This is a genomic window from Agrobacterium sp. NPDC090273 (genome assembly GCF_044772305.1).
Classification (GTDB): Bacteria; Pseudomonadota; Alphaproteobacteria; order Rhizobiales; family Rhizobiaceae; genus Agrobacterium.
This window is the reverse complement of the sequence record NZ_JBIVYN010000005.1, coordinates 371,679-391,159: the sequence shown is the minus strand read 5'-3', so window position 1 is coordinate 391,159 and position 19,481 is coordinate 371,679. Positions and strand designations below refer to the sequence as shown.

Here is a 19,481-nt window from a genome sequence, read left to right as displayed (position 1 = left end):
GACATTCGGCCTTTGGTTCTGGCCGGTTCCGTTGTTTCGCCGCTAAAGTGGAGTAACAAAAATGGCAGTACCAAAAAGAAAAACAAGCCCGTCCAAGCGCGGTATGCGCCGTTCGGCTGATGGCCTCACGGCTGCGACCTACGTTGAGGACAAGAATTCCGGCGAACTGCGTCGCCCGCACCATATCGATCTGAAGACCGGTATGTACCGTGGCCGTCAGGTTTTGACGCCGAAGGAAAGCGCATAAGCTTTTCAGCTTCTGCAATTCTTTGAAAACCGGCCCTTGTGGCCGGTTTTTGTTTTTGGCGCAGGCCACTCCCTTGGAAAAGTCCCGCACACCTCCTAAAATCCGTTTTGGAGGTCGGGCGTAAAGTCCGAATTGGGAGGGTGGCAGCCGTTGAGATCCCGCTGGATACTGGTGGTGCTTGTTTGTCTTGGTTTCGGTTATGGCGCCGTCACCAAAGGCAGCGACATGATCGCCGAACGTTACTTCGGCGAAGTGGCCGATCAGGGCCGCACCACCCTCAGACTTGCTGTGTCCGCCCTCGGTGGACTTCTCAGTCGCTACGAGCCCTTGCCGGCGCTCATTGCCGATCACGATGATATCGAAGAACTCGTCGCCCATCCTCAGGATCAGGCATTGCGTCAGCGCGCGAATGTCTACCTAAAGTCCATCAACACCCTGCTGGAATCCTCCGACATCTACATCATGACGCTCGACGGCGAGACGATTGCCGCCAGCAATTATGATGGCCCGGCGAGCTTTGTCGGACAGAACTTCAGCTACCGCCCCTATTTTCAGGATGCGGCCAAGGGTTTGCAGTCCCGCTTCTTTGCGCTTGGCACAACCTCCAACAAACGCGGATATTATTTTTCAGCTCCCATTCTGTTCGATGAGGACATCAAAGGCGTCATCGTCTTCAAGGTGGATATCGAGGGTATCGAAGCATCCTTCGGTGATGGCGAAAATCGTATTCTCGTGTCCGATCCTGAAGGTATCATCTTCATGACCGGTACGCCGCAATGGCTCTATTCCAGCTTGATGCCCCTCACGACGGAACGTTTGGCACGTACCACAACGTCGCGTCGCTACGCCGATGCCGAGTTGAGAGAGTTGCCGTTGCGGACCGGCAGCTTTGGCGAACACCAGCTTTTGACCATTCGTCAAAACGATGGCGAGAGAGAATACCTGGTTTTGTCGCAGGCGATGGCGGATGCAGGCTGGACCGTAAATGTGCTGATCGATACGGGCTCTTTGCGCACGCAGGTTCAGACAACGATGATTGCCGTCATTCTCTGCCTTTGCCTTGCAGTAGCGCTGCTTGCAGCCATGTTGCAGAGACGTCGGCGTCTACGAGAGCGCCTTGATCACCAGGCAGAAGCCCAGGCCGAGCTTGAGCGCCGGGTTGAGGAGCGCACCGCCGATCTTGCCCGCGTCAATCGCGAGATTGAACACGAGGTTGCCGAGCGTCGTCAGACCGAGAAGCAGCTCCGAAAGATGCAGAATGATCTCGTTCAGGCTGGCAAGCTTGCCGCCCTTGGCCAGATGTCAGCCGCCCTGTCGCATGAGATCAATCAGCCGCTTGCGGCCGCCAAGAACTACGCGGAAAGCGCGGCACTTCTCGTTGAACGGGGCAGGGTGGGCGAGGTGACCGAAAACCTCAAACGTATTTCGGGACTGATTGATCGCATGGCATCGATCAGTCGGCATCTGCGTAACTTTGCGCGCAAACCCAACGAAAAAACCACAGCTGTCGCCCTGGATGCTGTTCTTCGCGATACGCTTGAAATCGTTGGTGCGCGTTTGAAGGCTGCGGATGCCGTGCTGGACATCGATCTCGGCGACATCCCGCTTGCGGTAAAGGCAGGTCCGGTGCGCTTGCAGCAGGTTCTCGTCAATATCATCTCCAATGCCGCAGATGCGGTCGAGGGAAGAAAGGATCGCAAGATCGCGTTGCAAGCCCGGCTGAACGGTTCAACGGTATCGATCTTCATCCGTGACCATGGACCGGGTGTTCCCCCGGCGATCTCGGAGCGTATATTCGACCCTTTCTTCACGACGAAGGGGGTGGGGCGCGGTTTGGGGCTTGGACTTTCCATATCCTATAACATCATCAAGGATTTTGGCGGCCAGCTTCGCGTCCGCAACCATGATGGCGGTGGAGCGGAATTTGAAATCACGTTGCCTGCTGCCGTTTCTGCTGTGGAGGTTGCTGCGGAATGAATGATCCCAGGGTGCTTCTGATCGATGATGAAGAAGAGTTGCGCTTTTCAACTGCGCAAGCGCTGGAACTGTCCGGCTTCCATGTCACCATGCTTGCCAGTGCCGAACACGCTCTGGAGCTGATTGGCTACAGCTTCGACGGCGTTGTCGTGAGCGACATTCGTATGCCCGGTATGGACGGCATGACCCTGTTGCAGAAGGTTCGCGAACTCGATCCGGAAATTCCAGTGATTCTGATGACCGGCCATGGCGATGTGCAGCTTGCCGTCAACGCCATGCGTAACGGTGCCTATGACTTCATCGAGAAACCTTTCACGCCACAATATCTTGCGGGTGTCATCAAGCGGGCCGAAGATCGGCGCGCACTGGTGCTGGAAAACCGCCGTCTCAAGGCCGTTGCTGGAAAACGTGACGATCTCGAAACCCGCTTGCCGGGCAGAACGCAAGTCATGGTCGATCTGCGCTATCGCATTCGTGCCATCGGCTCGACGGATGCCGATACGCTGATCGTCGGCGATACGGGCGCCGGTAAAGAAGTGGTGGCTCGGGCGCTGCATGACGTCAGCGCCAGAAGCAATCGGCCTTTCGTAGCAATCAACTGTGCCGCCTTGCCGCAAACCCTGATCGAGAGCGAGCTGTTTGGCCATGAAGCGGGCGCCTTTCCAGGTGCGCTTCGCCCCCGTTACGGCAAGTTTGAACATGCACGCGGCGGCACAATCCTTCTCGATGAAATCGGCTCCATGCCCTTCGAGCTACAGGGGCGCTTCCTGCGTGTGCTGCAGGAGCGGGTAATTACCCGTTTGGGGTCGAATGAAACGGTCGAACTGGATGTGCGCTTTATCGCCACCAGCAAGGTCGATCTGGAGCACGAGGTTGCTGCCGGCCGCTTCCGACCAGATCTGCTGTATCGTCTCAATGTCGCAACGTTGCTCGTTCCATCGCTGTCGCAACGCAGCGCCGATATTCCGCTCCTGTTTCTACACCTCGTGCGCGAGGCTGCGGCACGGTATGGACTCGAAGACATGGATGTTCCGCAGGATCTGCTCTCGACGATTTCCCTGCGAGAGTGGCCAGGGAACGTGCGTGAATTGAGGAATGCTGCAGACCGCTTCGTTTTGGGTCTGGAAAGTGATGCGACCGAGGCCGTTATCTCCTATTCGGATGAGGAAAGGGGCGGGCTCGCCGCCAAGGTCGCCGCTTACGAAAAAAGCCTGATCGCCCGGGCGATCGCCGCACACCGTGGCAATCTCAAATCGGTCTACGAGAATCTCGGGATTTCGCGCAAAACGCTCTATGAAAAGATGCAGAAATACGAACTGCACCGCCACATGACGGAGGTGTGATGGGTGGATTTCCACCCATGCATACGCGCTAATGGGTCGATATCCACCCATTATTGCCCGACCGCGCAACAAAAGCGTGTGACGCGACAACGCCGTCGTTGATGAATGGCCATCCCGGGCCGCAAATGGATCACCCCGGTCGCCATGGAGGAGCATGCGCGGCTGAAGTGGCGAACATTTTCATCCGGGAGGAATCGATGAAAATACTGAAGACAGTCACCGGCTTTGCAGCCGCCGCTGCCGTTTCCCTTTTTGCGCTTGCCGCATCGGCCCAGACCTACCCCGAGCGCAACATCACCATGATCGTGCCGTTCGCAGCCGGTGGTCCGACCGACACGGTTGCCCGTCTCGTTGCTGAATCCATGTCGAAAGATCTCGGCCAGCAGATCATCATTGAAAACGTCGGTGGCGCTGGCGGTACGCTTGGCGCCGGACGTGTCGCAGCAGCCGATCCAGACGGTTACACGGTTCTGCTACATCACATCGGCATGGCAACGAGCGCCACGCTTTACCGCAAGCTCGCCTACGACACCTTGAACGCGTTCGAATATGTCGGGCTGGTAACCGAAGTACCGATGACCATCCTGTCGCGCAAGACGCTCGAGACAAAAGATCTCAAGGGCCTGATCGAATACGCCAAGGCCAACAAGGATAAGGTGACGGTTGCCAATGCCGGTATCGGCGCGGCATCGCATCTGTGCGGCATGCTGTTCATGAGTGCCATCGAGACGCCGCTCGTCACGGTTCCTTACAAGGGAACGGGCCCGGCGATGACGGATCTTCTTGGCGGACAGGTCGACATCATGTGCGACCAGACCACCAACACCACCAAGCAGATCCAGGGTGGAACGGTGAAGGCTTACGCCGTGACCACCGCAAAACGTCTGGACGTGCTGCCGGATGTGCCGACTGCAGTCGAAGCAGGTCTGCCCAATTTCGAAGTCGGTATCTGGCACGGCGTCTACACGCCGAAAGGCACCCCGGCCGAAATCAACGAGAAGCTCTCCAAGTCGCTTCAGGTCGCATTGAAAGACCCCAACGTTGCCGCCCGCTTTGCCGAACTTGGCACAACACCTTCGCCGGAAAGCGACGCGACACCGGCAGCCCTCAAAGCGAAGCTTGAAAGCGAAATCGCCCGCTGGAAACCGGTGATCGAATCCGCTGGCCAATACGCCGATTGATCGCAACGGATCGTGACCGGCGGCATCCGCTGCCGGTCTCTCCACGTTTCGAGAATGCGGGCGGCTTAAGACGCCTTGCTGCGGAGGGGTACATCTCATGAAATCATTTATCGTCGATCCTGCCGAAGCGCTGTGCGGTGCCATCTTCATTGGCCTCGGCATTGCCTTCGCCTGGCAGTCCTATGAACTCGATATCGGTACGGCCTTCCGTATGGGGCCAGGCTATTTCCCGCTGCTGCTGGCACTTGTCCTGGTCGTTCTGGGGGGCGTGATCTTCCTGCGATCCACGCGTGTCAAAGGTGAGGCCATTGGCGCCATCGCCTGGCGTGGCATTTTCTTCATTCTTCCTGCACCGGTATTTTTTGGCTTCACGGTCCGCGGGCTGGGTTTCGTTCCGGCGCTGTTTTTCAGCGCGCTCATCGCGTCATTTGCCTCACATAAGATGAGCCCGTTGATGGCCGTCCTTCTTTCAATCGGGATCACCATCTTTTCGGTTGCGGTTTTCAACTATGGTCTTGGCCTGCCGTTCCAGCGCTTTGGCCCCTGGCTCAAATTCTGAGGTCTGCGCATGGAACTGTTCAACAACCTCCTCCTTGGTTTCAGCACAGCCTCGTCCATCGAGAACCTGTTCTTCTGCTTGATTGGCGTATTGCTTGGCACCTTGATCGGCGTTTTGCCCGGCATTGGCGCAACAGCGACCATCGCCATGCTGCTCCCCATTACTTTCCAGCTCGAGCCCGTGTCGTCGCTCATCATGTTGGCGGGCATCTATTATGGCGCGCAATATGGTGGATCAACCACGGCAATCCTCATCAACATGCCGGGTGAATCATCGTCTGCGGTCACTGCTATCGATGGCTACCAGATGGCTCGCAAGGGCAAGGCTGGAGCGGCGCTGGCGATTGCCGCGATCGGTTCATTTTTTGCCGGCACAGTGTCCACGTTCCTTGTGGCGATCTTCGCGCCACCGTTGACGGCAATCGCCCTGGAATTTGGCGCAGCGGAGTATTTTTCGCTGATGGTCGTCGGTCTGGTCTCATCGATTGCCCTTGCTCATGGCTCCATCGTCAAGGCACTGGCTATGGTCGTGCTTGGGCTGCTGCTCGGTTTGGTCGGCACGGATATCTACAGTGGTGCGCCGCGGTTCACCCTTGGCATTCGCGAATATGCCGATGGCCTTAATTTCGTTGCCGTGGCAGTGGGTGTTTTCGGTATCGCCGAAATCCTCCGCAACCTTGAAAACGAACATTCGCGTTCGGTTCTGATGGCCAAGGTCAGTGGTTTGCTGCCGACAAAGGAAGACTTCAAAAAGATCATCGGTCCTGTGCTGCGTGGCACGGCGATCGGTTCCGCTCTCGGCATCTTGCCCGGCGGCGGTGCAATTCTGGCAGCCTTCGCATCCTACACTGTTGAGAAGCGTGTCTCGAAGACACCGGAGGAGTTCGGTCATGGTGCTGTTGCTGGTGTCGCAGGTCCTGAATCCGCCAACAATGCCGGCGCTCAGACGTCGTTCATTCCACTCCTGACGCTTGGTATTCCTGCCAATCCGGTTATGGCGCTGATGATTGGCGCCATGATCATTCAGGGCATCGTGCCCGGTCCGAATGTCGCAACGGAGCAGCCGGCGCTGTTCTGGGGCATCATCGCCTCGATGTGGATCGGCAATCTGATGCTCGTCATCCTGAACCTGCCGTTGATCGGTCTCTGGGTGAAACTTCTGACGGTGCCCTATTACGTGCTTTTCCCGATCATCATGGCGTTCTGCGCCATCGGGGTCTACAGCGTCAATTCCAACGTATACGATCTATATGCCGTCGCCTTCTTCGGCTTCATCGGATACGTGCTGGTAAAACTGCGCTGCGAACCTGCGCCATTGTTGTTGGGATTTGTCCTGGGCCCGCTTCTGGAAGAGAACCTGCGTCGCGCCATGATCCTGTCACGTGGTGATCCCTCCACTTTTGTCACCCGTCCGATCAGTGCAACCTTGCTGTTCATTGCGTTCGTCGTGTTGGTCGTGGTGTTCCTGCCAAGCGTCAAGAAGAAGCGCGAGGAAGTCTTCCAGGAGGAAAGCTGAGCCATAGCGACTGAAATGAAAGCCGATGAGGGTAACCTCATCGGCTTTTTTATTTTCTCGCTGTCAAATCCAGTTCAGCCATTCGAGGTTATGATTGACTTTGATGATCGCAATGCCAAGGAAGGGGAGGAAAGAGAGGTCGACATGACGTCAAACACCGAAAATCGCATCCTCGCGCTTGAGGAAACGATCGCACACCAGACGAAGACCATTGAGGAATTGTCCGATCAGCTTGCCGAGCAGTGGAAGGTTGTCGAACAGACCCGCGTCAAGCTGGACCGGCTGACAGAGAGGTTTTTGAGCCTTGAGGAACAGTCGCTGGAGGCGCCCGCCATCACCCGACCACCGCATTACTGAGTGGGAGAGATGATGCGCAGTTTTAAAAACGCAGCGGTTGCAGGAGAGATTGTCGCGTTCTGGAAAGATGCGGGGCCAGACAAATGGTTCGACAAGGATGCATCTTTCGACATTCATTTTCACGATCGCTTTCGCGACGCGCACTTTGCTGCGGCACGACGTGAACTGGATGACTGGTTGGAGACAGCGGATAGCAGCCTCGCTCTCATGCTTCTTCTCGATCAGTTCCCGCGCAATTGTTTTCGCGCGACCGCGCATATGTATGCGACAGACCCGTTGGCGCGTGTTTATGCCGATGAAGCAATACAACGTGGCCACGACCTGGCTGTGGGCGAAGATATCAGGGTTTTCTTTTATCTGCCCTTCTCGCATTCCGAAAATCTGCAGGATCAGGAGCATGCTTGCCGATTGAACCAACCGCTGGGCGGCCTTTATCTGCATCACGCCGAACAGCACCGGGATATCGTTAAGCGTTTCGGGCGTTTTCCCCATCGCAACGACATCATGCTGCGCGAAACGACGCCACAGGAGCAGGACTTTCTGGACGAGGGCGGATTTTCCGGCTGATGCAGAATAGACCTGGACATAAAAAAGCCGCCATCCCGAAAGATGGCGGCTTTTTACGTTTATGCTCTCGACGGTCAGCCGTCGAAAAACTCTTTCATACGAGCAAAGAAACCGGCGGATTCCGGATTGTTCTCCTTGGAGGAGAGCTGCTCGAACTCCTGCAGCAATTCGCGCTGGCGCTTGCTGAGCTTCTGCGGTGTTTCGATCTGGATCTGGATATAGAGATCGCCGGTCTGCGCCGAACGCAGCACCGGCATACCCTTACCCTTCAACCTGAACTGTTTGCCGGCCTGTGTGCCTTCCGGAACCGTCACTCGGGACTTGCTTCCATCAAGCGTCGTCACATCGAAAGTGCCGCCCAGTGCCGCCGTTGTCATGGAAATCGGCACGACACAGTAAAGATCGGCGCCATCGCGCTGGAAGAATTCATGCGGACGCACAGACAGGAAGATGTAGAGATCTCCCGCTGGGCCACCACGCATCCCGGCTTCACCTTCGCCCTGCAGGCGAATGCGCGTGCCGTCTTCAATGCCCGACGGAATGTTGACGGAGAGAGAGCGTTCTTCCGTTACGCGTCCCTGACCATGGCACTTCGTGCAAGGATCGGAAATCGTCTGCCCACGACCATGGCAGGTCGGGCAGGTGCGTTCGACGGAGAAGAAACCCTGTGCTGCGCGGACACGACCGGAGCCTTGGCAGGTGCCGCAGGTCTTTGGTTGCGTGCCGGGCTTTGCCCCGGAGCCAGAACAGACATCGCAGGTGATCGAAGTCGGCACCCGAATCTGCGCGGTCTTGCCGGTGAAGGCTTCTTCCAGCGAGATTTCCATATTGTAGCGCAGATCGGCGCCACGTTCGCGTCCGCCGGAGGACCGACGTGCACGGCCGCCGCCCATCATCTCGCCGAAGATATCTTCGAAGATGTCGGAGAAGCCGCCAGCACCCATGCCGCCGCCGCCGAAGCCGCCGCCACCGCCCATACCGCCGTTTTCGAAAGCAGCGTGGCCGAAACGGTCGTAGGCCGCCCGCTTCTGCGGGTCCTTCAACGTCTCATAGGCCTCGTTGATTTCCTTGAATTTCCGTTCGGAATCGGCGTCGTCCGGGTTCTTGTCCGGATGGTATTTCATAGCGAGCTTGCGGAAGGCGCTTTTCAGCTCTTTTTCGTCCGCGGTCTTGCTGACGCCAAGTGTTTCGTAAAAGTCTGCTTTCGCCATTAAGGTAACAAGCCCCGAAAATGGATTTCCGGCTGCCCTTTGGCAGCCGGATTTCTTTCATGCATCGGTAGGAGACCGGAAGTCGCGCAATTAAGCGGACTTCTTGTCGTCCTTGATTTCTTCGTAGTCGGCATCAACGACATCATCCTTGCCGCCTTCAGCAGAAGCATCGCCTGCTTCAGCCTGCTGGGCTTCGTAGATGGCCTGACCGAGCTTCATGGAGACTTCCATGAGGGTCTGGGTCTTGGCCTGGATGTCGTCGGCATCCGGCTCGGATGCTTCTACAGCCGTCTTCAGGCTTTCGATGGCATCTTCGATCGCCTTGCGGTCGGTCTCGGAAACCTTGTCGCCATATTCCTTCACCGACTTCTCGGTGGAGTGAATGAGGCTTTCAGCCTGGTTCTTGGCTTCTACGCCGGCACGACGCTTCTTGTCGGCTTCAGCATTGGCTTCCGCGTCCTTGACCATCTTTTCGATGTCTGCGTCAGACAGACCACCGGAAGCCTGAATACGGATCTGCTGTTCCTTGCCCGTACCCTTGTCCTTGGCCGAAACCTGAACAATACCGTTGGCGTCGATATCGAAGGTGACTTCGATCTGCGGAACGCCACGCGGTGCCGGGGGCAGGCCGACGAGGTCGAACTGACCGAGCAGCTTGTTGTCCTGCGCCATTTCACGCTCGCCCTGCGAAACGCGAATGGTCACAGCCGACTGGTTGTCTTCGGCGGTCGAGAAGGTCTGGCTCTTCTTCGTCGGGATCGTCGTGTTGCGATCGATCAGACGGGTGAAGACACCGCCCAGCGTTTCGATGCCGAGAGACAGCGGGGTTACGTCGAGCAGCAGAACGTCCTTGACGTCGCCCTGCAGAACACCGGCCTGGATGGCTGCACCCATGGCAACCACTTCGTCCGGGTTAACGCCCTTGTGCGGCTCTTTACCGAACAGCTGCTTCACGACTTCCTGAACCTTCGGCATACGGCTCATACCACCGACGAGAACGACTTCATCGATCTCGGAAGCGGATACACCAGCATCCTTGAGGGCTGCCTTGCACGGTGCAACAGTGCGCTGAACCAGGTCATCGACCAGGCTTTCGAACTTGGCGCGCGTCAGCTTCAGCGTCAGGTGCTTCGGACCGGAAGCATCAGCCGTAATGAACGGCAGGTTAATTTCGGTCTGCTGCGAAGACGACAGTTCGATCTTTGCCTTTTCAGCAGCTTCCTTGAGACGCTGCAGAGCGAGCTTGTCGTTCTTCAGGTCGATGCCGTTGTCCTTCTTGAACTCGGCTGCGAGGTACTCGACCAGACGCATGTCGAAGTCTTCACCGCCGAGGAAGGTGTCGCCGTTGGTGGACTTCACTTCGAAAACGCCGTCGCCGATTTCGAGGATCGAGATATCGAAGGTACCGCCGCCAAGGTCGTAAACAGCAATGGTCTTGCCGTCCTTCTTGTCGAGGCCGTAAGCGAGAGCGGCTGCGGTCGGCTCGTTGATGATACGCAGAACTTCAAGACCAGCGATGCGGCCAGCATCCTTGGTCGCCTGACGCTGCGCGTCGTTGAAGTATGCCGGAACGGTGATGACAGCCTTTTCGACCTTTTCGCCGAGGTAGGCTTCAGCCGTTTCCTTCATCTTCTGAAGGATCATCGCAGAAACCTGCGACGGGGAATAAGGCTTGTCTTGAGACTTTACCCATGCGTCACCATTGTCACCCTTGACGATCTCGAAGGGGACAAGACCCTTGTCCTTCTCGACGGTCGGGTCATCGTAGCGGCGGCCGATGAGGCGCTTCACTGCGAACAGGGTGTTGGTGGGGTTGGTGACCGCCTGGCGCTTGGCCGGCTGGCCGACAAGGCGTTCGCCGTCGTCGGAAAATGCCACCATGGACGGCGTCGTACGTGCGCCTTCCGCGTTTTCAATTACTTTCGTGTCCTTGCCGTCCATCACTGCGACGCAGGAGTTGGTCGTGCCAAGGTCGATACCGATTACTTTTGCCATGCTCTTCTCTCCTTGAAGCGAACCGTCGGAACCCCGGAAGGCATTCCACTGACGATTCCTTGACTTGGATTTGCAACATTCGCTGCAGTTCTGCGGCGTATATAAGGAGCGATTTTTACTGCTGCAAGGCGCAAGAGAGAATGGAACGTAGCAAATAATGCATGATTTTGTTCCGGCGGAAGTCTTTTCGTGAACTCTTGCGCAACCCTGAGATTGCAGGCCTTTTCAAAAGCGGTTCACGACAGACCCGGCGCACCATAATACAGATATGGAGTAGCTCTCAGAAGCCGAAGCAATCGCACAATTAGGGATGTTGGTTTTTAGAGAAATGGCGGACAGGGTGGGATTCGAACCCACGGTACGCTTTCACGCACACACGCGTTCCAGGCGTGCGCCTTAAACCACTCGGCCACCTGTCCTTTTGGAAATCTGCATGTTTGGGTGAATGCAAATCACTGGAACGGCGCGATATATACCGATGAATTCGCAGGGATCAACCTGAATCTGACAGTTTTTTGAATTGTCGGCAATTTCCTGCGTTTCGACTTGATTGCAAAGCGGTTTTTACGCCTTTATCGCTACATTCTGTGTTTCATTATGTGGCGGTCGAACCGAAATGGCTGAGCAAAGGTGTTCCCAATGAAAGCTTTTTTGCGATTTTTGAGCTTTCTTTTCCTCGCTGCAGCGATCGTTCAGGGTGTGTTTGATTCGATCCGTTCCGTTTCCACGTCCTCAATCAACGTCACCGGCATCCTTTCGCTTTGGGGTTACGCGTTTCCTGCGTCCCGCGCCATGGTGGAAACGGGAGTGGCACACTATATTCATCCCGAGGCGTGGCGCTGGATCGAAAACGCACTCGTGATGTTGCCTGCTTTTGCCATTCTTCTGGTTTTGTCTCTTCTTTGCTGGATGCTGGGTTACAAAAAGCACCGACTGTCGCGATTCCAGGCGATTTGATCGAAAACGTCCGCAGACATTATGAAACCCTGAGATCGGCCCGTTAGGGCTGAAAAGGAGGACGGAAATGTTCCTGTTTGACACCTTTGAAAAGAAAACGACGATGCCCACGGCGCAATCCGCTCTGCCGGGCCGTGACGAAGCGCTTGTCGTGCCGGAAAATCACTTCGTGAATGGCAGGCCGTTGAAAGGGCCATATCCAGATGGTCTGGAAATCATCTATCTCGGTATGGGGTGTTTCTGGGGCGCGGAGCGTCTGTTCTGGAAAACGCCTGGCGTGTGGGTGACGGCGGTCGGTTATGCGGGTGGCTTCACGCGCAACCCCACCTATCAGGAAACCACGACGGGTCAGACCGGACACGCTGAGGTCGTCAAAGTCGTCTATGATCCTGCCCAGATTTCACTTTCCGCGCTGCTGAAGATCTTTTTCGAAGAGCATGATCCGACACAGGGTATGCGTCAGGGCAACGATATCGGCACCACCTATCGGTCCGTCATCTACGCAACGACAGAAGGTCAGCTTCAGCAGGCGCAGAAGGTGCGCGATACCTTCCAGCAATCTCTGGATAAAGCTGGGCATGGTCGCACGATCACCACCGAAATCGAGGAGCTTGATACGTTTTACTACGCGGAAGACTATCACCAGCAGTATCTCGCCAAGAATCCAGGTGGCTACTGCGGACTGCGGGGAACAGGCGTAACCTGTAATATTGATTAGATTTTTCGCAATCTGCTCCGGTGGAAAGATCAAAAAAACGCCAGTTTAAAGTTTTTCCACCGGGTCAAAAAAACCGAGTGAATTTTTCGTTGAGCCATGCAAGGATGCGTGCCAAGCACAACCGGAGACACGGTTGGCGGTTCCGCAGACATTCCCGGTTAACGGGTATGCGGGAGGACCCTATAATATCAATTGCAACAACAGGGCTGCAAAATGAAAAAATCGCTTCTGACCCTTTTCGCCATGGCGGCAATGTCGGCCTCCGCACTCGCTGCGGATATCAAGCCGGCTCTGGTCTATGGCACGGGTGGCAAGTTCGACAAGTCCTTCAACGAAGCTGCTGCGGTTGGCGCTGAAAAGTTCAAGGCGGAAACAGGCATCGAGTTCCGCGATTTCGAACCCACCAGCGACACCCAGGGCGAACAGGCTATCCGCAACTTCGCCAGCAAGGGCTTTAACCCGGTCATCGCCGTATCCTTCGCCTGGACGTCGGCAATGGAAAAGGTTGCAGCCGAGTTTCCGGACACCAAGTTTGTAATCGTCGACTCCGTCGTTGACCTGCCGAACGTGCGTTCGGTCGTCTACAAGGAGCACGAAGGCTCCTACCTCGTCGGCCTTCTGGCTGGCATGGCCTCCAAGACGGGTAAGGTCGGCTTCGTCGGCGGCATGGACATTCCGTTGATCCGCAAGTTCGCCTGCGGTTACGTACAGGGCGCCAAGGCGGCCAACGACAAGATCGAAGTCTTCCAGAACATGACCGGTACGACGGGTGCTGCCTGGAACGACCCGGTTCGCGGCGGTGAACTGACCAAGAACCAGATCGACCAGGGCGCTGACGTGATTTACGCGGCGGCCGGCGCAACGGGTCTTGGCGTGCTGCAGACCGCTGCCGACAACAAGAAATTCTCGATCGGTGTCGATTCCAACCAGAACCACCTGCATCCGGGTTCCGTCCTGACCTCCATGGTCAAGCGCGTCGATCTGGCTGTCTACAATGCCTACAAGGACGCCAAGGAAGACAAGTTCACGCCTGGCGTCATTGCTCTCGGCATCAAGGAAGACGGCGTTGCCTATGCGCTGGACGACAACAACAAGTCTCTGATCACCCCGGAGATGGTCACTGCGGTCGACAAGGCCAAGGCTGACATCATTGCCGGCACGATCAAGGTCCACGATTATATGTCGGATAACTCTTGCCCGAAATGACGTGATATCTGTTGGGGCGCACGGTGCTTGTCACCTTGCGCCCTTTTCATATCCAGTCTTCGGAGACGTGTCGGTTTAAGTATGGACCCAGCAATCGAACTCGTGGGCATCGATAAGAAATTCGGTGCCGTTCACGCAAACAAGAATATCAATTTGACGGTCGCCAAAGGTACGATCCACGGCATCATCGGGGAAAACGGTGCCGGGAAATCGACATTGATGTCGATTCTCTACGGATTTTATCATGCGGACTCAGGGGAAATCCGCGTCAACGGCGCGCCTGTAGCCATTCGTGACAGCCAGGCTGCGATCAGCGCGGGTATCGGCATGGTGCATCAGCATTTCATGCTGGTCGAGAATTTCACCGTGCTTGAGAACGTCATGCTGGGCGCAGAGGGCGGAGCCTTGCTCGCCAAAGGCACGGCTGCGTCCCGAAAGGAGCTGAAGCGTCTGGAGGACGACTACGGTCTCGAGGTCGATCCCGACGCTGTGATCGAAGAACTGCCGGTCGGTCTGCAGCAGCGCGTTGAAATATTGAAAGCGATGTACCGCGGTGCTGAAATCCTGATTCTGGATGAGCCGACAGGTGTTTTGACACCTGCCGAAGCAGACCACCTTTTCAAGATTCTCGGTGTGCTCCGCGATCAGGGAAAGACCGTCATCCTGATCACCCACAAACTGCGCGAGATCATGGCGATTACCGATTCCGTTTCGGTCATGCGCCGCGGCGAGATGGTTGCGACGCGCAAGACCTCGGAAACCACGGTTGAGGAACTGGCCGAACTGATGGTCGGTCGCCGCGTCCTGTTGCGGGTGGAAAAAGGCGAAGCGAAGCCTGGCGACGTGCTGTTGTCGGTTCGCAACCTCACCGTCAAGGACAGCCGTGGTGTCACCATGGTGGATGACGTGTCGTTTGACATCCGTGGTGGAGAAATAGTTGGCATTGCCGGCGTTGCGGGCAACGGGCAATCCGAACTGCTCGAGGCCATTGCAGGCATTCGCAAACCCCATTCCGGCGAAATTTTCGTGGAAGGACAGAAGGTGGATCGTGTCGATCCCGCCCTTATGCGCAAGCTCGGCCTTGCCCACATTCCCGAAGATCGACACCACATGGGCCTAGTGCTGCGGTTTGAGGAGTACGAGAACTCGATTCTCGGTTATCACCGCGACGAACTCTACGGCAAAGGTCCATTCCTCAATCCCGAGGCGATCCGCAAGGATGCCGTCGAGAAAATCGAAAAATACGATATCCGACCACCGAATCCGCGCCTCAAGACCGCCAATTTTTCTGGCGGCAATCAGCAGAAGATTGTTGTCGCCCGCGAAATCGAGCGTGATCCGAAAATGCTGATTATCGGTCAGCCGACGCGCGGGGTCGATATCGGTGCGATCGAATTCATCCATCGCCGCATCGTTGAAATGCGGGATGCCGGAAAGGCAATCCTGCTCGTTTCAGTGGAGCTCGATGAGATCCGGTCGCTTTCCGACAGGATTCTGGTGATGTTTGCCGGTCGTATCGTCGGAGAAAAAACGGCGGAAGCCGAAGAACAGGCGCTGGGCCTCATGATGGCCGGTATCGCTGCATGAGGCATGAATGAGCACTGCTTCCGTCCCCCTACCAAACTGGATCACTTACGGTCTTTTGCCGCTGCTGAACGTCGTGACGGCGTTTGTCATCTCCGGCCTCGTCGTCTGGTCGATCGGTGAAAATCCGTTTGCGGCACTTCGCCTTTTGATTGAAGGCGCTCTCGGCCGTGGCGATGCCATCGGGTTCACCCTGTTTTATACGACAAGCTTCATTTTTACCGGCCTTTCAGTTGCCGTGGCATTCCATTCCGGCCTGTTCAATATCGGTGCGGAAGGGCAGGCTTATGTCGGCGGCCTTGGTGCTGCGCTGGTTGCCCTGACACTTGACCGTTATGTGCCCTGGTACGTGACCATGCCCTTCGCCGTTATCGGTGCGGCTGTCTTCGGCGCCGCCTGGGCGTTCATTCCGGCCTGGCTGCAGGCAAAACGCGGCAGCCACGTCGTGATCACCACGATCATGTTCAACTTCATTGCTGCGGCGCTCATGGTGTACCTGCTCGTCAACGTGCTGATCGTTCCCGGCAAGATGGCGCCGGAAACACGTACCTTCCTGCCCGGCGGCCAGTTGCCGAAGATGGACTGGCTGATGGCGATTTTCGGTCTGAAACTGGGGCCGGCACCCTTCAACGTGTCGTTCATCATCGCGCTTGTCATGTGTTTCGTGGTCTGGGTGCTGATCTGGCGCACCAAACTCGGTTATGAAATGCGTACCCTCGGCATTAGCCGCTCTGCAGCGGTTTACGCCGGTATTCCCTATGCGCGAACGGTCATCATCGCCATGCTCCTGTCGGGCGGTCTGGCGGGCATGATGGCGCTGAACCCTGTCATGGGCGCCTCCGCGCGCTTGCAGGTCGAATTCGTTGGCGGCGCGGGCTTCGTGGGTATCGCCGTGTCCCTCATGGGACGAAGCCATCCACTTGGCATCGTGTTTTCCGCATTGCTGTTTGGGATTCTCTATCAGGGCGGAGCCGATCTTTCGTTTGAAATGCCCAACATTACCCGTGAGATGATCGTGGTCATCCAGGGTCTGGTGATCCTGTTTGCCGGGGCTCTGGAATATATGTACCGGCCCGTAATCGTTCGCGTCTATCAGCGTCTGGTAAAGGGGTAATCCGAGATGGACTTCTTCGATATTCTGGTCAGCATTCTCGGATCGACCGTCCGCCTGACCATTCCTTTGCTCTTTACCGCGCTTGCCGGCCTGTTTTCGGAACGTGCGGGTGTTTTCGATATCGGCCTTGAGGGCAAGATGCTTGCGGCGGCTTTTGCTTCAGCATGCGTCGCCTATCTTACGGCGAACCCCTGGGCGGGTTTGCTGGCCGGCATCACCGTGTCGATCCTTTTCTCGCTCATTCACGGTTTTGCCGTCATCACCAATCGTGGCAATCAGATCGTCTCCGGTGTTGCGCTCAACTTTATCGCAGCCGGTCTGACGGTGGTTCTTGGTCAGGCCTGGTTCAGTCAGGGTGGTCGTACACCGCAACTGACCTCAGAGGGACGTTTCACGCCAATCATCCTGCCCGGTGCCGACGCCATGCGTGAGGTACCTTTCATCGGGCCGCTTTATGCCAATGTCATTTCCGGCAACAACATCCTGACCTACCTGGCATTTCTCGCGGTACCCTTGTCCTGGTGGGTGCTTTACCGCACACGCTTTGGCTTGCGTCTGCGCGCCGTCGGTGAGAACCCTGGCGCTGTCGATACGGCGGGCATTTCCGTTCCGTGGATGCGGTTCCGTGCCGTCATTGTTGCAGGTTTTCTGTGCGGTTTTTCCGGCGCCTATCTTGCCGTGGCGCAATCGGCTTCCTTCATCGCCAACATGTCTGCGGGCAAGGGATATATCGCGCTTGCAGCGCTGATTTTCGCGAAGTGGAAGCCGGTTCCAGTCATGTTTGCCTGCCTGTTGTTCGGTTTCCTCGATGCCTTCGCGAATTTCATGCAGGGCAAGTCCGTACCGGGCATAGGTGAAGTGCCGGTGCAGATCTTCCAGGCCATGCCCTATATTCTGACCTGCATCCTGTTGGCGGGTTTCATCGGTGTTGCCAAGCCTCCGAAGGCTGGTGGCGTCGCCTACTCGAAGGAGCGTTGATCCATGTCTCGGGAATTGTTCGAAGCGGCAAGAGACGCGATGGCGCTCGCCCATGCACCCTATTCGAAGTTTCCGGTCGGTGCGGCGATCCGCGCCGAAGACGGCAAGATCTACAAGGGCGCCAACATCGAGAACCTCTCCTTCCCGCAAGGGTGGTGTGCTGAACCGACGGCCATTGGCGCCATGGTGATGGGCGGTGCAAAGCAGATCAAGGAAATCGCCGTAATCGCGGAAAAGCTGGCTCTCTGCCCACCTTGCGGCGGCTGCCGCCAGAAGATCGCCGAATTCGCGACCTCCCAAACCAAGGTGTACCTCTGCGATGAAACAGGCGTGCAGAAGGTCGTGACCATGGATGAGCTTTTGCCGTTGTCCTTCAAGACCGAGTTGCTCGGATGACGGACACGCTGATCGATATCCTGGTGGACCGGCTGAACGGCCTCATGCCGCGTATCGCCATCGTGCTCGGCTCCGGTCTCGGCTCGCTTGTGGAGGAGGTCGAAGAGGCTATCCGTGTTCCTTATGCCGAATTGCCGGGATTTCCGGCAAGCGGTGTTTCGGGCCATGCGGGTGAGCTGGTAGCAGGTTATCTTGGTGGCGAACCGGTCATCATGCTGTCCGGTCGCGTGCACTATTATGAAAAGGGCGATCCGGCCGCGATGCGGGTAGTGATCGAAACGCTTGCCGGGTTGGGCGTACAGTCGCTGATCCTGACCAATTCCGCCGGCTCGGTTCGAGAAGATATGCCGCCGGGATCTGTCATGCAGATCACTGACCACATCAACTATTCCGGCATGAACCCGCTGATTGGCGAAGAAAGCGATCGTCGCTTTGTCGGCATGACGACGGCCTATGACGCCGATCTGGTTCTGGCGATGCGCAACGCTGCCATTCGTGCGACCGTGCCGTTGTTCGGCGGTGTCTACATGTGGTTTTCGGGGCCAAGCTTCGAGACGCCGGCAGAAATTCGCATGGCGCGTCTGTTGGGAGCGGATGCGGTTGGCATGTCGACAGTGCCGGAAGTCATCCTCGCACGCTTTTTCGGGATGCGCGTTGCTGCCGCATCCGTTATTACCAATTACGGTGCCGGCATGACCGGTGCGGAACTGAGCCATGAGGAAACCAAGGACATGGCTCCAGTGGGCGGCAAACGACTTGCCGCCATCCTGAAGGAAATGATTGCAGGAGGAGCATGATCATGGAACTCCAGCGTCCGCGAGAAGCGGCTGCCCTCACTCTGTCCTTGCTGGACCTGACCAACCTGAAAGAAGATTGCACGCCGGAGCAGATTGCCACTTTGTGCCAGAGAGCGCACAGCGAGTATGGGAATACGGCCGCGATCTGCATCTGGCCACGTTTTGTGGCGCAGGCCAGGGCAGCTTTTGGAAAAGATCACGCGATCAAGATCGCCACTGTCGTTAATTTCCCGTCTGGCGATCTCGAGATTGCCACCGTCGTGGCCGAAACCGAGGCGGCCATTCTCGATGGAGCCGATGAGATCGACCTCGTCATTCCCTACAAGAAGTTCATAGCCGGCGATGAAGCCGCTGTGTCAACGATGATTGCGGCTGTGCGCAAGGCGTGTGTCGCACCGGTCCAGCTCAAGGTCATTCTTGAAACCGGGGAGTTGAAGGACAAGGCGCTGATCCGCCGTGCCTCGGAAATTGCCATCGCGGAAGGTGCTGATTTCATCAAGACATCGACCGGCAAAGTGTCGGTCAATGCAACGCTGGAAGCAGCCGATATCATGCTGCAGGCAATTCGAGACAGCAAACAGAAGGTTGGTTTCAAGCCTGCTGGCGGTATTGGCACGGTGGCGGATGCAACGCTGTATCTCAGGTTGGCGGAAACCATCATGGCGCCGAACTGGGCCATGCCTTCGACCTTTCGTTTTGGTGCCTCAAGCCTGCTGGACGATGTGCTGAACGTGCTGGCCGGTGGTGAACCCGCCAAGGCCGCCAGCGGATATTGACCC

General features: G+C 56.8%; 19 protein-coding genes and 1 tRNA gene. 17 read left to right on the top strand and 3 right to left on the bottom strand.

Annotated features, from left to right (window positions below; translation table 11 throughout):
- Window positions 1-61: 61 nt before the first annotated feature.
- From rpmF to ACIQT8_RS16210, 8 genes are all read left to right on the top strand, one after another.
- Window positions 62-247: a 50S ribosomal protein L32 gene (rpmF, locus tag ACIQT8_RS16245; RefSeq protein ID WP_138794176.1), complete on the top strand. Its 186-nt coding sequence runs from the start codon at window positions 62-64 to the stop codon at window positions 245-247.
- 150 nt (window positions 248-397) lie between these two features.
- The gene (locus tag ACIQT8_RS16240; RefSeq protein WP_400967077.1) at window positions 398-2,224 is read left to right on the top strand and encodes an ATP-binding protein; all 1,827 of its coding nucleotides are present in this window, start codon (window positions 398-400) and stop codon (window positions 2,222-2,224) included.
- Window positions 2,221-3,567 (top strand): sigma-54-dependent transcriptional regulator, encoded by a 1,347-nt coding sequence (locus ACIQT8_RS16235; protein ID WP_400967074.1) that lies wholly within the window; start codon window positions 2,221-2,223, stop codon window positions 3,565-3,567. Before ACIQT8_RS16240 ends, ACIQT8_RS16235 begins: the two co-directional genes overlap by 4 nt.
- 197 nt (window positions 3,568-3,764) lie before the next feature.
- Window positions 3,765-4,748: a tripartite tricarboxylate transporter substrate-binding protein gene (locus ACIQT8_RS16230; RefSeq protein WP_262523698.1), complete on the top strand. Its 984-nt coding sequence runs from the start codon at window positions 3,765-3,767 to the stop codon at window positions 4,746-4,748.
- Window positions 4,749-4,845: 97 nt separating this feature from the next.
- Window positions 4,846-5,307 (top strand): tripartite tricarboxylate transporter TctB family protein, encoded by a 462-nt coding sequence (locus ACIQT8_RS16225; protein ID WP_400967071.1) that lies wholly within the window; start codon window positions 4,846-4,848, stop codon window positions 5,305-5,307.
- Window positions 5,308-5,316: 9 nt separating this feature from the next.
- Window positions 5,317-6,822: a tripartite tricarboxylate transporter permease gene (locus tag ACIQT8_RS16220; protein ID WP_138794181.1), complete on the top strand. Its 1,506-nt coding sequence runs from the start codon at window positions 5,317-5,319 to the stop codon at window positions 6,820-6,822.
- Between the two features lie 144 nt (window positions 6,823-6,966).
- Window positions 6,967-7,179: a SlyX family protein gene (locus ACIQT8_RS16215; RefSeq protein WP_400967068.1), complete on the top strand. Its 213-nt coding sequence runs from the start codon at window positions 6,967-6,969 to the stop codon at window positions 7,177-7,179.
- A gap of 12 nt (window positions 7,180-7,191) precedes the next feature.
- Window positions 7,192-7,746 carry a DUF924 family protein gene (locus ACIQT8_RS16210; protein WP_400967065.1) on the top strand — a complete coding sequence of 185 codons (555 nt, stop codon included), beginning with the start codon at window positions 7,192-7,194 and terminating at the stop codon, window positions 7,744-7,746.
- A gap of 74 nt (window positions 7,747-7,820) precedes the next feature.
- Here ACIQT8_RS16210 and dnaJ read toward each other — a convergent pair whose 3' ends face one another.
- From dnaJ to ACIQT8_RS16195, 3 genes are all read right to left on the bottom strand, one after another.
- On the bottom strand, window positions 7,821-8,957 hold the full coding sequence (gene dnaJ, locus ACIQT8_RS16205; RefSeq protein ID WP_138794184.1) for a molecular chaperone DnaJ: 1,137 nt from the start codon (window positions 8,955-8,957) through the stop codon (window positions 7,821-7,823).
- A 90-nt stretch (window positions 8,958-9,047) separates the two neighbouring features.
- Window positions 9,048-10,952 (bottom strand): molecular chaperone DnaK, encoded by a 1,905-nt coding sequence (gene dnaK / locus ACIQT8_RS16200; protein WP_138794185.1) that lies wholly within the window; start codon window positions 10,950-10,952, stop codon window positions 9,048-9,050.
- Between the two features lie 329 nt (window positions 10,953-11,281).
- Window positions 11,282-11,371, bottom strand: a tRNA-Ser gene (locus ACIQT8_RS16195).
- A gap of 220 nt (window positions 11,372-11,591) precedes the next feature.
- Here ACIQT8_RS16195 and ACIQT8_RS16190 point away from each other — a divergent pair.
- The 9 genes from ACIQT8_RS16190 to deoC all read left to right on the top strand — a co-directional run bounded on the left by ACIQT8_RS16190 (window position 11,592) and on the right by deoC (window position 19,478).
- Window positions 11,592-11,909: a hypothetical protein gene (locus tag ACIQT8_RS16190; protein WP_400967060.1), complete on the top strand. Its 318-nt coding sequence runs from the start codon at window positions 11,592-11,594 to the stop codon at window positions 11,907-11,909.
- A gap of 67 nt (window positions 11,910-11,976) precedes the next feature.
- Window positions 11,977-12,627 (top strand): peptide-methionine (S)-S-oxide reductase MsrA, encoded by a 651-nt coding sequence (gene msrA, locus ACIQT8_RS16185; protein WP_138794187.1) that lies wholly within the window; start codon window positions 11,977-11,979, stop codon window positions 12,625-12,627.
- Between the two features lie 213 nt (window positions 12,628-12,840).
- On the top strand, window positions 12,841-13,833 hold the full coding sequence (locus ACIQT8_RS16180; RefSeq protein ID WP_138794188.1) for a BMP family protein: 993 nt from the start codon (window positions 12,841-12,843) through the stop codon (window positions 13,831-13,833).
- Window positions 13,834-13,914: 81 nt separating this feature from the next.
- Entirely contained in the window at window positions 13,915-15,420 is a 1,506-nt protein-coding gene (locus ACIQT8_RS16175) for an ABC transporter ATP-binding protein (protein ID WP_138794189.1), read from the top strand.
- Window positions 15,421-15,427: 7 nt separating this feature from the next.
- Window positions 15,428-16,531, top strand: coding sequence for an ABC transporter permease (locus tag ACIQT8_RS16170; protein ID WP_400967055.1), 1,104 nt, complete (start codon window positions 15,428-15,430; stop codon window positions 16,529-16,531).
- 6 nt (window positions 16,532-16,537) lie between these two features.
- Window positions 16,538-17,509, top strand: a complete 972-nt coding sequence (locus tag ACIQT8_RS16165; protein WP_138794191.1) for an ABC transporter permease — start codon at window positions 16,538-16,540, stop codon at window positions 17,507-17,509.
- 3 nt (window positions 17,510-17,512) lie between these two features.
- Window positions 17,513-17,905, top strand: a complete 393-nt coding sequence (locus ACIQT8_RS16160) for a cytidine deaminase (RefSeq protein ID WP_400967051.1) — start codon at window positions 17,513-17,515, stop codon at window positions 17,903-17,905.
- Window positions 17,902-18,702 carry a purine-nucleoside phosphorylase gene (locus tag ACIQT8_RS16155; protein WP_262523716.1) on the top strand — a complete coding sequence of 267 codons (801 nt, stop codon included), beginning with the start codon at window positions 17,902-17,904 and terminating at the stop codon, window positions 18,700-18,702. Before ACIQT8_RS16160 ends, ACIQT8_RS16155 begins: the two co-directional genes overlap by 4 nt.
- 2 nt (window positions 18,703-18,704) lie before the next feature.
- Window positions 18,705-19,478 (top strand): deoxyribose-phosphate aldolase, encoded by a 774-nt coding sequence (gene deoC / locus ACIQT8_RS16150; RefSeq protein WP_400967048.1) that lies wholly within the window; start codon window positions 18,705-18,707, stop codon window positions 19,476-19,478.
- The last annotated feature ends 3 nt before the right edge of the window (window positions 19,479-19,481 follow it).

What these genes read in the sequence shown, in the direction of transcription:
- rpmF (WP_138794176.1), top strand. Translation starts at nt 62, where the DNA reads ATGGCAGTACCAAAAAGAAAAACAAGCCCGTCCAAGCGCGGTATGCGC.
- ACIQT8_RS16235 (WP_400967074.1), top strand. Translation starts at nt 2,221, where the DNA reads ATGAATGATCCCAGGGTGCTTCTGATCGATGATGAAGAAGAGTTGCGC.
- ACIQT8_RS16230 (WP_262523698.1), top strand. Translation starts at nt 3,765, where the DNA reads ATGAAAATACTGAAGACAGTCACCGGCTTTGCAGCCGCCGCTGCCGTT.
- ACIQT8_RS16225 (WP_400967071.1), top strand. Translation starts at nt 4,846, where the DNA reads ATGAAATCATTTATCGTCGATCCTGCCGAAGCGCTGTGCGGTGCCATC.
- ACIQT8_RS16220 (WP_138794181.1), top strand. Translation starts at nt 5,317, where the DNA reads ATGGAACTGTTCAACAACCTCCTCCTTGGTTTCAGCACAGCCTCGTCC.
- ACIQT8_RS16215 (WP_400967068.1), top strand. Translation starts at nt 6,967, where the DNA reads ATGACGTCAAACACCGAAAATCGCATCCTCGCGCTTGAGGAAACGATC.
- ACIQT8_RS16210 (WP_400967065.1), top strand. Translation starts at nt 7,192, where the DNA reads ATGCGCAGTTTTAAAAACGCAGCGGTTGCAGGAGAGATTGTCGCGTTC.
- dnaJ (WP_138794184.1), bottom strand. Translation starts at nt 8,957, where the DNA reads ATGGCGAAAGCAGACTTTTACGAAACACTTGGCGTCAGCAAGACCGCG.
- dnaK (WP_138794185.1), bottom strand. Translation starts at nt 10,952, where the DNA reads ATGGCAAAAGTAATCGGTATCGACCTTGGCACGACCAACTCCTGCGTC.
- ACIQT8_RS16190 (WP_400967060.1), top strand. Translation starts at nt 11,592, where the DNA reads ATGAAAGCTTTTTTGCGATTTTTGAGCTTTCTTTTCCTCGCTGCAGCG.
- msrA (WP_138794187.1), top strand. Translation starts at nt 11,977, where the DNA reads ATGTTCCTGTTTGACACCTTTGAAAAGAAAACGACGATGCCCACGGCG.
- ACIQT8_RS16180 (WP_138794188.1), top strand. Translation starts at nt 12,841, where the DNA reads ATGAAAAAATCGCTTCTGACCCTTTTCGCCATGGCGGCAATGTCGGCC.
- ACIQT8_RS16175 (WP_138794189.1), top strand. Translation starts at nt 13,915, where the DNA reads ATGGACCCAGCAATCGAACTCGTGGGCATCGATAAGAAATTCGGTGCC.
- ACIQT8_RS16170 (WP_400967055.1), top strand. Translation starts at nt 15,428, where the DNA reads ATGAGCACTGCTTCCGTCCCCCTACCAAACTGGATCACTTACGGTCTT.
- ACIQT8_RS16165 (WP_138794191.1), top strand. Translation starts at nt 16,538, where the DNA reads ATGGACTTCTTCGATATTCTGGTCAGCATTCTCGGATCGACCGTCCGC.
- ACIQT8_RS16160 (WP_400967051.1), top strand. Translation starts at nt 17,513, where the DNA reads ATGTCTCGGGAATTGTTCGAAGCGGCAAGAGACGCGATGGCGCTCGCC.
- ACIQT8_RS16155 (WP_262523716.1), top strand. Translation starts at nt 17,902, where the DNA reads ATGACGGACACGCTGATCGATATCCTGGTGGACCGGCTGAACGGCCTC.
- deoC (WP_400967048.1), top strand. Translation starts at nt 18,705, where the DNA reads ATGGAACTCCAGCGTCCGCGAGAAGCGGCTGCCCTCACTCTGTCCTTG.